The organism is Variovorax sp. 01N429 (assembly GCF_056399425.1).
This window is the reverse complement of sequence record NZ_JBFTRG010000001.1, coordinates 344899-357554: the sequence shown is the minus strand read 5'-3', so window position 1 is coordinate 357554 and position 12656 is coordinate 344899. Positions and strand designations below refer to the sequence as shown.

Here is a 12656-nt window from a genome sequence, read left to right as displayed (position 1 = left end):
GCACTCGGCAAATAATGACCCGCGATCTTAAGTGACGGTTTCGCATCAATAACTTCAAACGCCAAGACATGACGAAGCTGAGCACCGACTCGCCCGACATCGCCGCAACTTTCGCTCCTGTCGCCCGAAGCCCGCGACTGGTATGCGCGGCCGCGCTACTTTGGGGTTTCGTGGTTTTCATGCCGGTCGGGCTCAACTACGTTGGTGCGGGTCTGCTGATCCTCGCCGTTCTGGTTTCGGGCGGACTGCGCGAGCGCGCTGCGCGACTGCGCAGCGACCCGCTGCGCTGGCCCATCCTGGCGTTCGTCGTCTGGACGCTGGTCGTGCTGGCGTTCCGGCCGCATCATCCCGAGACAGGCTTGAGCCTGTGGCACGACGGGCGCATTGCGGCCACGCTGGCAATCACCCTCGTCTTGTCGGTCGAGGAAACGGTGTGGGCATTGCGTGGCTTCCTCGCCGCGGCCGCATTCGCGTTGATCGTGATCATCCTCGCGCACACGGTCGGCGTGCCCTTGCTGCCGATCTGGCACAACGTCGTCGTGATGAAGGGCAACAAGTCCATCAACGATGCGCTGCTGTTCACGGTGATTGGCGCGTCGGCTGCGGTGTGGGGGCTGGCGCATCTCAACGACACGCGCGACCGTTGGCATTGGGCCGGTCCGGCCTTTGCAGTGACCATCGGGATGGCCGTGATCGTGACTGTGACGCTGCCCTCGCGCACCTCACTGCTAGGACTTCTCCTGGGCGTCTTCGCCGCGTGCGTACATCAATGGCGCGGCCGGTTGCGCGTGCTGGCCGTGTCGTTGGCCGTGGGYGTCGTGGTGGCGGGCTGTCTCGTCTCGCAGGCGCCGTCGGTGCAGGAGAAGTTCACGTTGGGCATCCAGGAACTCGAAGCCGCCAAGGCCGGTGCGGTTTCGGAGGGAAGCTGGGTCGTGCGCTATCACATGTACCGCGAGACCACGCGCATGATGCTCGACGCCCCGCTGGCCGGCCTGGGGCTCGGCAGCTGGACGCCGGAATGGCATCGGCGCGGCCCCAAGCTGCTGTACGACTACAGCATGCCGCACAACGACTTTCTTTGGATGGGTGCCGAAACAGGTGTGCCGGGCCTGCTCGCGCTCGCCGCGATATTCGTGACGGGGCTCGTCGTCGCATGGCGTCGCCGCGACATCACCGGAAGGCTGGCCTTTGTGGCGATGCTGATCCTGTTGGTGGCGACCTGCGTCAACTCGGCCATGCGCGACGCCGCGATCGGACTGAGCCTGCCGTGGATCGCCTTCTTGTACCTGCACCTCGTTCGCGCGCCCGGCAACCCATGGGTCGGCGTGGTGCCGGGGCGCTGGGGCGCGGTGCTGCGCGGCTAGATCTTCAATTCGCCCAGGCCGCGCCCTGCACGGCAAGCAGGCCGGATCGGCCCTGCACGGTGCCCTGTTCCAGCAGATGCCGGGGCAGTGCGGCGCTGGCGGATTCGTCGTGCAGATCCCGCATCGCGACCAGCGAGTGACCTTGCGCACGCCACCCGGCGAGCAGCCGCTCGAACACGGGCCGCAGCTTCATGCCTTCGAGTTCGGCGTGCAGCGTGTAGACCTGGTCTTGCGTGGTGCCCTCGGTCAGTGCGAGCAGTTGCTCATGCACGTTGTCGACGGTGATGTCGCCCACGCCGATGAGTTCATCGAGCGTCGGCAGCGTGGTCGGGTACTGCGGCGGCCCAAGCACCGCGCCGTCCTGGCCAACGGGCACAAAAGGATGGGTGCCACGCGAATCGGAGGCAAAGGTGATGCCGAGCATGGTCTCGGCCTTGGCCGCAGCCGGGTTGAATTGCCAACCCGCTGCGCCGTGCAGCACCGGCGGCGAGCCGAACACTTCAGTGTGGCGATCGGTCGCGAGGCGCATCTGGTGCTCTGCCCAGGCCGCGTCGTGCGTCATGAGCCCGTCCTGCCAGCGCACGTGGTCCCAGCAATGCACGCCGACCTCGAATCCGGCATCGCGAACGGCACGCAAGGTGGCCGCCTCTTTCCGGCCAATGTCAGGGCCCGGCAGCAAGACGCCGTAGAGCAAGGTCTTCACACCGTAGTGCTCGACCACCGACGTGCGAGATACCTTGCTGAGAAACCCGGGCCGAAACACTCGAAGAATCGCGCGGCCCGTGTGATCGGGGCCGAGACTGAAAAGAAAGCTCGCGCCCGCGCCCGCATCCGTCAGGACCTTGACCAGGGGCGGAACCCCTTCGCGCGTGCCTCGCAGGGTATCGACGTCGATCTTGAGTGCGATGCGCGCCATCGCGCTCAGGCTTCCAGATCGGCGGCGGCAGCAGCGGCGTGGTCGCTGTAATACGCGAAAAGGGCGCGCAGCGCGTCTTCCATGCCGACGGTGGGCTTCCAGTCGAGGTCCGAAATGGTCCGGCGGATGTCGGGCACGCGCTGCAGCACGTCCTGATAGCCGCTGCCGTAATAGTCTTCGGCGGCAACGTCGATCAGCTTGACCTTCGCCGCGGCGTCGCGGTACTCGGGCAAGGTGGCCGCCAGGCTCAACATCATGTTGGCAAGTGCGCGGATCGAGTGGTTGTTGTTCGGGTTGCCGATGTTGTAGATCTTGCTGTCGGCCACGCCGCCTTCATTGGCGATGATCTTCACGAGCGCTGAAATGCCGTCGTCCACATAGGTGAACGCGCGTTGCTGGCTGCCCCCATCGACCAGGCGGATCGGTTCGCCGCGCACGATGTGACCAAGGAACTGGGTGATGACGCGGCTCGAACCTTCCTTCGGCGCATGCAGGCTGTCGAGCCCGGGGCCGATCCAGTTGAACGGACGGAAGAGGGTGTAGCGCAGGCCCTGTTCCTGGCCGTAGGCATGAATCACCCGGTCCATCAACTGCTTGGCGCAGGCGTAGATCCAGCGCGGCTTGTTGATTGGGCCGTACACGAGGTTCGATGCTTCGGGATCGAAGGCTGCGTCGGTGGACATGCCGTAGACCTCGCTGGTCGAGGGGAAGACCACGCGTTTTCCGTAGCGCACGCATTGCCGGATGATGGGCAGATTGGCCTCGAAGTCGAGCTCGAACACGCGCAGCGGCTCGCGCACGTAGGTCGCCGGCGTGGCGATTGCCACCAGCGGCAGCACCACGTCGCACTTCTTCACGTGGTATTCGATCCACTCCTTGTTGATGGTGATGTCACCTTCGAAGAAGTGGAAGCGCGGGTTGTCGAGCCAGGGAGCGACGCGGTCGGACATCATGTCCATGCCGTGGACTTCCCAGTCGGTGGTTTCCATGATGTGGCGGGTCAGGTGGTGACCGATGAAACCGTTGACGCCGAGGATCAGGACTTTGAGCATGTGGTTCTGCTTTTCTGGAGGAAAGGGGGCTTCTCAGGCGTCGGCTTCGAGCCAGCGGGTGGAGAAGAGGGTTTCGAAATCTTGCGCGCCGAACGGTTTGGCGTCGCCTTCGCGGCGCGCGGACAGCACACGCAGCGCACTGCCGTCGGCGGCGACCAGCCAAAGCGTCTGCCCATCGGTGCCCAAACGCAAGCCTTGGCCGCGTGCTTCGACAGGCGTTTCAACAGGCGCAGCATGCAAGGTGCGTTCGATGAGGATGCGCTGGCCGTTGACCGTCAGGAATGCGCATGGATAAGGCGGGGCGAGTGCGCGTACGAGATCATGGGCTTGGCGCGCATTCGCATCGTTCGGAATGCGCCCGTCTTCGGGACGGCGCCCTCCGAAATAGCCGCCTTGCGAGAGATCCTGCGGACGCTCGATTGCCGTGCCATCGAGCAGTGCCGGCAGGCTTCGCGCCAGCACGATCTCCGCCGCGAGCGTCACTTTGCCGAACACGTCGCGGGCCGTGTCGTTTGAAAGGATGGGCACCGCGAACTGATCGACGATGGCGCCGTTGTCCGGCTTTTCGTTCATGCGATGCAAGGTCGCGCCTGTTTCGCGCGCGCCGTGGAGCACCGCCCAGTTCACAGGCGCGCGTCCGCGGTATTGCGGCAGCAGCGAACCATGCATGTTGAAGGCGCCGCGGCGCGGCATATCGAGCCACTCGCGCTTGAGCATCTGCCGGTAATAGAACGAGAACAGGAAATCGGGTTCAAGCGCGCGTGCGCTTTCAAGCAGCGCCGGATCGTGTGGATCGGTGGGTGTGACGACTCGCAGGCCGTGTTCGGCGGCGACAGAGGCCACGCTGCCGAACCAGATCGTCTCGCTGGGCGAGTCGGTGTGCGTCACGACCAGCCCCACGTCGACCCCTGCATCGAGCAGCACCTGCAGGCAGCGCACGCCGACGTCGTGATAGGCGAACACGATCGCGCGCGGCGCGCGCAGGGCGGCCGTCATTCCTTGCGCTCCAGGATTGCGCTGACCAGGTAGCGCGGCCGTGCGCGGACTTCCTGGTAGATGCGCCCGATGTATTCGCCAAGCAGCCCGATACCGAAGAGCGCGAGCCCGATCAAGAGGAACACCAGCGCAAACAGCGTGAACACGCCGCCCACTTCAGGGCCGAGGATGAGACGCCGCGCCGCCAGGATCACGAACAGCAATCCCGAAAGCAGCGAGACCGCAAGGCCCAGCAACGAGAAGGCCTGCAGCGGCACCAGCGAGAAGCCGGTGACCAGATCGAAGTTCAACCGGATGAGGCTGTACAGCGAATACTTGGATTCGCCCGCATGCCGCGCTTCGTGGCCGACCACTACTTCGGTTGGATTCTTGGCGAACTGGTAGGCCAGCGCCGGGATGAAGGTGTTCATCTCGTTGCACTGGTTGATGAGTTGGACGACGTCGCGGCTGTACGACCGCATCATCGACCCGTGGTCGGTCATCGCGATGCCGGTGAGACGGTGGCGCAGCCGGTTCATTGCGCGCGAGGCCCAGCGGCGCCATGCGACGTCCTGACGGTCTTGCCGGATCGAGCCAACGTAGTCGGAGCCCTCATCCATCGCATCGAGCAGAAGCCGGATGTCCTCGGGCGGGTTCTGCAGGTCGGCATCGAGCGTGACGATGCGCTCGCCGCGGCAATGCTCGAAGCCCGCGAGGATCGCGCGGTGCTGCCCGAAGTTGCCGTTCAGCAGGATCACACGCGTGACGTCCGGCCGCAACTCGAACTGCGCCGCAAGCAAGGAGGCCGAGCGATCGCGGCTGCCGTCGTCGATGAAAACGATCTCATAGGCGATCGCCAGTGCGTCGAGCGCGGGATAGAGCCGCTCGAACAGCGCGGCAAGGCCGGCCTCTTCGTTGTAGACCGGGATCACGACGCTCACCGTCGGCCGCTCAGCCAGAAACGGCGGTTGCGTGATGGTGGACGTGGCGGCGTCGTTCATTTGCGTGGCGTCCATGTCAGCGCAACTTGGCCATCACCCTGGCGACGGCATCACAGACGCGGTCCACGTCGGCGTCGGCCATGGCCGGGAACAACGGGAGCGTGATCGTGCGCGCGCCGATGTCCTCGGACACGGGGAAGTCGCCCGGCGCATGGCCGCGCTTGCGGAACATGGTGAAGAGGTGCATGGCAGGGTAGTGCACGCCGACACCAATGCCTTGCTCCCGCATCGCGGCGATGAAATCGCCCCGGCGCGGCGCGAGCTCCCGCGGAAGCAGCGGCTGGAACATGTGCCAGTTGCCTTGCCGCGTCAGGTCGGCGGGGGGCAGTTCGAAGCCGAGCGTGGTGTCCCAGCGCGCGAGATAGCGCTCGGCCAGTTGCCGCCGGCGGACGTTGAATTCGTCCACCTGTCGAAGCTGCCCGAGCCCGATGGCGGCGGCCACGTCAGTGAGATTGGCCTTGCTGCCCCAGGCCTCGACGTCCATACCGCCGTCCGGGAGACGCGTCACGCCCTGAAGGCGGAGTTTTTCGAAGCGACGTGCCTCGTCTTCGTTGTTGACGACCAGGCAGCCGCCTTCGGTGGTCGTCAGGTTCTTGTTGGCGTGAAAGCTGAACGACACCAGATCGCCGAAGCTGCCGATTTCGCGGTCGCCCCAGTGCGAGCCGAAGGATTGCGCCGCGTCTTCGACCACGCGCAGCTTGTGCTTTTGCGCGATCGCGTTGAGCCGGTCGCGGTCGACCGGCAAGCCGGCGAGGTCGACCGGCATCAGTGCCCGGGTGCGCGGCGTGATGGCGCGCTCCATCAGGTCGAGATCGATGTTGCGGGTGTTCGCATCGGCATCCACGAAGACCGGCGTGGCACCGACGGCCAGGATCACGTTGGCCGTCGCGACCCAGCTCATCGGTGTGGTGATGACCTCGTCGCCAGGGCCGATGTCGCACAGCCGCAGGCCGAGCTCCAGAGAGGCCGTGGCCGAACTGACCAGCCGGACGGGGCGGCCGCCCATGCGCTGCGACAGCGCTGCTTCGAGCGCCTGGCACTTGGGGCCGGTCGTGATCCAGCCCGAGCGCAGCACGTCGCCGACTTCGGCGATAGTGCGTTCGTCGATCGACGGACGCGTGAAAGGGAGAAACGGTAGGGAACTCATGCGGTACTCCCGCTGCGGGCCACCAGGATCACGCCAACGATGATCACACCGATGCCCAGCCAGCGCTGCAGATTGACGTCTTCGCCGAAAAGCCACCAGGCAAGCATGGCATTCACGACATAGCCGATGGAAAGCATAGGGTACGCGATGCTCACCTCGACGCGCGACAGCGCGATGATCCAGACGACCACGCTGACGGCATAGCAGGCCAGACCGCCGAGGATGCCGGGATGATGGGCCAGGCCGAGCGCCGTGCGGAAAAGCGCGGGTGCGCCGGCCGACATCGATATCTCGCCTGCACTGTTGGCGCCGGCCTTGAGCAGAAGCTGCGCGACAGCGTTGAGCAGCACGCCCGACAGGACCCACAGGAAATCGAGTGCTTTCATTTACTTCCTGGTAACGACCACGCGTCGCTGGTCTTCATACACGATGCGCATTGGCAGCCCCCGCTGCTGGAGTTCCATCCACGTATCGCGGCCCATGTAGGCCGCCGCCTGGGGCAGCGATTGCCAGCGCGTCACGAATTCATCCAGGGTCTTGATCCAGCGATTCGGTTCTTCGATTTCGCCGAGCGCGAATTCGTCAATGTATTCGACCAGGGTTACCGGGCGGCCGAGATAGAAGGGCAGCGTCTGGTCATAGGTGCGAACGGAGAAGACCGGCGTATCGGCCGTGATCTCGCGCTGCAGGATGGGCGCGAATGTCGCGGCGCTCTTGAGCTGCCCATAGGTGTTGTGCGATTGCAGGACCACCAGGGTCCCGATCAGATGGCAGAACGCGAGGCTCAGCACGGCCGCCGTGACCTTGCGCCGGCCCAGCAACCACCATGCGAAGGCGGCGCCCACCAGGAAAACGGCGCCGCCGACCCGGATGGCCACGGCGATCGGCGCGAGCATCTCGGCCGGCGTGGTGAGCGAGGCGAAGCGGTCCACCTGGGTCGAAAGGACGAACACCAGCACCCAGGCAAGAACCGGCAGGAGCAGATGCCAGCGCAGGACGGAAGCCGAGGCATTGCGCAGTTGCAAAGCGACCAGCATCGCCAGCGCCGGGAACATCGGAAGGATGTACGACGGAAGCTTGGAGCCCGAAGCCGAGAAGAACAGGAAGATGAAGACGCACCAGACCAGCAGGATGTCGCGGGCGGCAATCGGCGGCCGACCGCCGTCCGCAGTGCCCTTGCGGAACAGCCACGGCAGTGCCCCGGTCCAGGGAAGCATTCCCCCCAGGAGGATCGGAACGTAATACCACCATGCACCCTCCCGTTGGTGCACGTTGGACAGATAGCGCTGCAAGTGTTCGTGGATGAAGAAGAACTGCGCGAAGACAGGATTGCGCGCCGACACCAGCACGAACCACGGCGCCGCAAGCGCGAAGAGGATCAACAGCCCTGACACCCAATGCATGCCGCGCCACAAGCGGGTGGTGCGTCGCCAGATGCTGACGAAGACCAGCACGGCCCCAGGGATGGCAATGCCCACGAGGCCCTTGCTCAACACCGCCCCGGCCATCGCCGCCCATGCGAGCCAGATCCAGCCGCGGCGTGCGCGTGCATCCGTAGTGGCGCTGTCGTTGGCCAGCAGCACGCCGCAGAGCGCCAGCGTGAGAAACAGCGTCAGTCCGGCGTCCAGCGTGAGGAAGTGGCTGTTACCCGCGATCCAGGTCATCGATGCGGCAATGGCGAGCGTGCGGATGCCGGTTTCGCGGCCCCACAGCCGGCCGGCCGTGAAGCCGACGGCCGACACCGTGAGGAAGCCGGCGACCCCCGGCCACAGGCGCGCTGTGAAATCGGAGACACCCAAAGCCAGGAACGCCAGCGCGCCCACCCAGTATTGAAATACCGGCTTCTCGAAATACAGAAGGCCGTTCAGCCGTGGCGTCACCCAGTCGCCGGTGCGCGCCATCTCGAGCGCCAGCGTGGCGTAGCGGCCTTCGTCGGGGGTGATGAGGGAACGTGTTCCGAGGCTGATGAACCAGATGAGAAACAGCGCCGCAAGCAACAACATCACGCTCATGACGGTCCATGACGTGGCGCTGCGGGAAGGCGTGCTGGCGGAAGGGGTGAGCCGGGCGTCAGCGTCGGCGTCGGGCGCGCCGTAACGCTGATTGGCAGTCATCTTCATCAAACTTGGCGGGCGGAAAAGTCCAGGAGCAAGTGGGTAGCGGCGGTCCTCGACGGGGCGGCCGAAGTCAACCCCCGAAGGTGCCTCAGGGGGATGAATTCTAGGTGAACAGCCGTCCCAGTCTGACCTTATCCGTCAGTCTGCAAGGCCCGCCCGCGCGAGTTCGATATCAAGTCTTTCGCGGGCGTCCGCGGGCTCCAGGCCGGCGGCCTTTTCATAGAGCCGCGTCGCTTCGGCCATGCGCGTATCGCCGTACAGCATCAGCAGTCCGCGCGCGTATTCCATCAGCGCGCTGGCGGAATGTGGGTTGATCTGCAATCCGCGCTCGAACAGTTGGATCGCCGTTTCCGCACGCACCCCATAGGTCATCCGGCCGACCAGCGCGCCGACCTTGTCGATGACCTCGGCATGGAATGCGGCCAGCGCGACATAGGCTTCCGGGTAGCTCGGCTGCAGCTCGATCACCCGCTCGAGAGCGCCTTTGACCTTCGACCCGAGACCCTGCGCCAAGGCTCGCGCCACGCTGATGCCCTGGCTGTAGCGGCCCAGCGAATAGGCTTGCCAGAAGAGTGCCTGGCAATTGTTCGGCTCCGTGGAAACCTGTGCGGTGGCGCGTTCCGTAACCTGCCTGAACAAGGCCAGGCGAACGGCTTCGCGCGGCTCCAGGTAGTTGGCATAGACCGCCGTGGCTTGATTGGCGAGGCACGAACCTTCGCGCCCGAGCTTCAGGGCCGCTTCGACTGCCCGCTCGAACTCCCCGCTGTGATAGAGCGCCCAAGCCTCCGCCAGCGCCCCCGTGGGTGGCTGCAGACCCTGTCCGATATGCAGACGCTCCCAGTGCTCTGCCAGATTCGACGCGTCGAAGCGAGGCGTGTCCCCGTACGGTATGCGCGTCCATGGCCCTATGGTCGGCGCGTTGCCAGTCGACAGCCGCGGGAGGGGTTGGAGGTCTGGCTGGGTCATTCGGAAAGAAATCGAGTTCAGACCGTTGGGGTTCAGACCGTTGCAGGTTGATCTTCGCCCGAATAGGCACTGCTAAGTGTCAGCAAATGCCTCCGTTGCTCCGGGGCCAGATAGGGCGCCAGCAGGTGCAGCGTGTGGTGCGCGCCGCGCAGAAGCGCGCCCTGCGCATGAGCCGGCTCCAGCGCCTGGCGAGGATTGCGCACGTATTCATAGCTGAGCCAGTAGGTCAGCACCACCACCATGCTCTGCGCGAGCGTATCGACCTCGCGCGGATCGATGTCGAGATGCCCGGCATCGCTGAGCCCGGCGAGAAGGCTGCGAATGGCGCGCGCCTTGTTCTTGAGCACCAGCTGGAACTGCGTTTCCAAGTGGCGGTTCTTGCTCAGCAGGTCGTTCAGATCGCGGTAGAGAAAGCGATAGCGCCAGATCAGTTCGAACAGGCTGTGCATGAAGAACCACGCATCTTCGACGTCGTGAACGCCCTGGCTCGCGTGCAGCAGCTCAGTGAGCTCCGTCTCGTAGCCCTCGTAGAGCCGGTTGATCAGCTCATCCTTTGCGGGGTAGTGGTAGTAGAGATTGCCCGGGCTGATGTTGAGCTCGCCGGCAACGAGCGTTGTCGAGACGTTCGGCTCCCCGAACCGATTGAACAGGTCAAGTGCGGCTTCCAGGATGCGTTGCGCAGTGCGGCGTGGCGCCTTCTTGGCCATGTCGTAGCCCCCGGGGTTTGTCTCTTGGGGACACTCTAGCGCAAGTTTTGGCGGCGGAGGACTTCGAGTGCTGTCTGACGCGCGACAGGAAGGAAGCTTGTCAGTCGCCGCTCGGCTTGCGTCGATGCAAAGGCTTGGTGGCTTCGGGTGTTCTGCGTGCGGCGGTTTTCCGCAGTGCAGCATGCGCGGGGGCGCTGGTGCTTTCCTTGCGACGCAATTCGGCTTCGAGGGCTTCAATGCGGGCCTGGAGGGCTGCTACTTGCTGGGCCGATGGAACGCCGAGCTTCTCGAGGGCGCGCGCTACGCGGTCTTCGAAGATGTTCTCGAGCTTGCCCCATCCGCCTGCGGCTCGCGTGCCGAACTCGCTGGCGAAACCTGCCATTCGGGCTTGGGCCTGGGCGAGGGTTTCTTCGGCGGCTTGCTGGGTTTTCTTCTGCACGCCGGCGCCGTCCTTGACCAGCGCCTCGAAGGCCTTGCTGCCTTCCTGCTGCATCTTGGCGAAGGCACCGAGGCCGGCGAGCCAGATTTGCTGGGCGGAGTCCTTGATGCGGTCGGTGGCTGCGGATGCTGCTTCTTCGTTGTGCGGCGGTGGCTTGTCCATGGGCTGATCTCCGGGGTTGGTGGGGTGACTGTAGGTCACTCCGCGGTGGGTTTTTAGGGCCGGATGCCCATGGGGCTAGGCGTGGTGGGGTCGGAACATGGCGTGGAGATCATCGCGAAGCGTGTCAATTCTGCCGGCAACAGAGTGCTTGATGTCGCTCCAATGAAATGAGCTGGGCGCCGATTCAGGGGAGTTGTCGCGACCTATGTAAAGAACCGCGGCAGCAAACAGGCAGAGGACTGCCACGGCGGCAGTACGTCCTTTGCCAGGTGTCTGCTCGTGGCCGGGGGCTGGCGTGCCACGCGGTTGAGTGGCGGAGCCGTGGGATTCGAGCACGGCATCATCTGCATTGACCGTAAGTCGTCGGAGGTGAAAACCAAGAAGCCGGCCGTCCGCGCTGATGCCCCCGTCGCTGGGGCGCTGTGAATTGGCAATGTCCAGCTCGACCAGTAGCACCCGGGCGCCCTTGATGTCTTCGCCAATCGCGGACAGTTCAAAGCGGACTTGGGGCTTTCCGATTCCCGCTCGTACTGTCTTCATATTCGCTCGCTGTCCATTGATGCGCGCGCGAATGGTAGGAGCACGCGCTGCGGCTCCCGTGAAGACATGGCCCTCCATCAGGATGAAAACCGCCGATGCTTCGATAGGCGCGCCATCTTCCATGGGAATGACGAGGCAGGCGCGCTCGCCGACCGTCCAGACGCCGGTATGTTCCGGCGCACTCCAGCCAAAGCTCAGCCAGGTCGTCTCGGCCTGGCCCGCGCGAGTTTCATAGCCACGGCCGAGCGTCAGTCCAGCAAAGGCGCTCAGGCCGGGGTTGTCCGTGTCAAACCCCCAGCGAAGCGACAAAGCGCGATCCAACGCATCTGCGGCAACGGGAGAGGAAGGTGGCGCAATGTGGCCGGAGCTGCAGCAGATCTTTGCCATGCCTTCGAGAGACATGAAGTCCGGGCCGACGGGGATCCAAGCCGAGCAGCCAGACGGAATCCTTTCTCGATTGTTTCGGTCGGCCGTGATCAACGGCACTGACCGCTTCATGAAGTAGCCGGCCTCGTGCAGTGCGCCCGACGACAACCCGGAAATGAAAGCGAGGTTGTCCGCGCACAGAAGCCCATAAATGTTCGCGTTCGTCCAAGTGGCCTTCGGTATGCGCGCGGCGAGCTGCTGGAGATGGCTTGCGTCTTTTTCGTAGGGGTGTGACTTGATCAGCAGGACATCCACTGCCTCTGTCAGGCTTTCGACGTGCTCGATCACATCCACGGGTCGCATGATCTTGCCGTCCTGCACCAGCGCCAGATCGATTTGGGTCTGGCCGCAGAACAAGCCCACAGTCATGGAAGCGCTAAAGATGGTCGCTGAGCCGCGGCGGGCGAAGAATCCTTTGAGTACGCCGGCGTCATTCCAGAAGACTTCTTCGCTGATGCGCCAGCCCTCCAGCGCTTGTTCGATCTGGCGGTCGTTGGTTCTCGCGCAGAACGCCAGATGTGAGCCAAAGCGGATGGGCGCGACTTCGAAATCGATGAAAGATGCACCGCTTTTGTCGATGACGCGACTGAGTGAGGCTGGCATGCCCCAACCGATCACGAGCATGCTTGGATCGAATCGCAGGCCCAGGTTGGCCTGGCCGAGGACTTCGAGATCCGCTACTCCCGACCTGGCCCAGCCGTTCCGATCTTGCGGAAGCGTCAGCTTTTTCATCATGGCCGCGACATCGAGCGTCCCGCCATCGCTCAGTGCGGCCATCTCGCGGCAGCGCATGCCTAGACGGGCAGCCGGGATGCTCAGTGCGCGAAGCAAAAACCGGCGATTT

General features: G+C 64.4%; 12 protein-coding genes. 1 reads left to right on the top strand and 11 read right to left on the bottom strand.

Annotated elements, in window-relative coordinates; all coding sequences use genetic code 11:
* The first annotated feature begins 68 nt into the window (after nt 1-68).
* Entirely contained in the window at nt 69-1364 is a 1296-nt protein-coding gene (locus tag AC1DSF_RS01720; protein WP_478124986.1) for an O-antigen ligase family protein, read from the top strand.
* Between the two features lie 4 nt (nt 1365-1368).
* On the opposite strand, the gene AC1DSF_RS01715 is transcribed toward AC1DSF_RS01720, so the two are convergent.
* From AC1DSF_RS01715 to AC1DSF_RS01665, 11 genes are all read right to left on the bottom strand, one after another.
* Nucleotides 1369-2280: a polysaccharide deacetylase family protein gene (locus AC1DSF_RS01715; protein WP_478124985.1), complete on the bottom strand. Its 912-nt coding sequence runs from the start codon at nt 2278-2280 to the stop codon at nt 1369-1371.
* Between the two features lie 5 nt (nt 2281-2285).
* On the bottom strand, nt 2286-3332 hold the full coding sequence (locus tag AC1DSF_RS01710) for a bifunctional UDP-4-keto-pentose/UDP-xylose synthase (protein WP_478124984.1): 1047 nt from the start codon (nt 3330-3332) through the stop codon (nt 2286-2288).
* Between the two features lie 33 nt (nt 3333-3365).
* Nucleotides 3366-4328 carry a formyltransferase gene (locus tag AC1DSF_RS01705; protein ID WP_478124983.1) on the bottom strand — a complete coding sequence of 321 codons (963 nt, stop codon included), beginning with the start codon at nt 4326-4328 and terminating at the stop codon, nt 3366-3368.
* A complete protein-coding gene (locus AC1DSF_RS01700; RefSeq protein ID WP_478125281.1) occupies nt 4325-5308 on the bottom strand; it encodes a glycosyltransferase in 984 nt (327 codons plus the stop codon). The genes AC1DSF_RS01705 and AC1DSF_RS01700 overlap by 4 nt, the downstream gene beginning before the upstream one ends.
* Before the next feature lie 16 nt (nt 5309-5324).
* A complete protein-coding gene (locus AC1DSF_RS01695; RefSeq protein WP_478124982.1) occupies nt 5325-6455 on the bottom strand; it encodes a DegT/DnrJ/EryC1/StrS family aminotransferase in 1131 nt (376 codons plus the stop codon).
* Complete coding sequence (locus AC1DSF_RS01690) at nt 6452-6841, bottom strand: SMR family transporter (protein WP_478124981.1); 390 nt, start codon at nt 6839-6841, stop codon at nt 6452-6454. Before AC1DSF_RS01690 ends, AC1DSF_RS01695 begins: the two co-directional genes overlap by 4 nt.
* The gene (locus tag AC1DSF_RS01685; protein WP_478182230.1) at nt 6842-8575 is read right to left on the bottom strand and encodes a glycosyltransferase family 39 protein; all 1734 of its coding nucleotides are present in this window, start codon (nt 8573-8575) and stop codon (nt 6842-6844) included.
* 135 nt (nt 8576-8710) lie between these two features.
* Nucleotides 8711-9538 (bottom strand): hypothetical protein, encoded by an 828-nt coding sequence (locus tag AC1DSF_RS01680; RefSeq protein WP_478124979.1) that lies wholly within the window; start codon nt 9536-9538, stop codon nt 8711-8713.
* A gap of 32 nt (nt 9539-9570) precedes the next feature.
* A complete protein-coding gene (locus tag AC1DSF_RS01675) occupies nt 9571-10245 on the bottom strand; it encodes a TetR/AcrR family transcriptional regulator (RefSeq protein ID WP_478124978.1) in 675 nt (224 codons plus the stop codon).
* A gap of 100 nt (nt 10246-10345) precedes the next feature.
* Nucleotides 10346-10846, bottom strand: coding sequence for a phasin family protein (locus tag AC1DSF_RS01670; RefSeq protein WP_478182229.1), 501 nt, complete (start codon nt 10844-10846; stop codon nt 10346-10348).
* Between the two features lie 75 nt (nt 10847-10921).
* A complete protein-coding gene (locus AC1DSF_RS01665; RefSeq protein WP_478182228.1) occupies nt 10922-12169 on the bottom strand; it encodes a hypothetical protein in 1248 nt (415 codons plus the stop codon).
* Between the last annotated feature and the right edge of the window lie 487 nt (nt 12170-12656).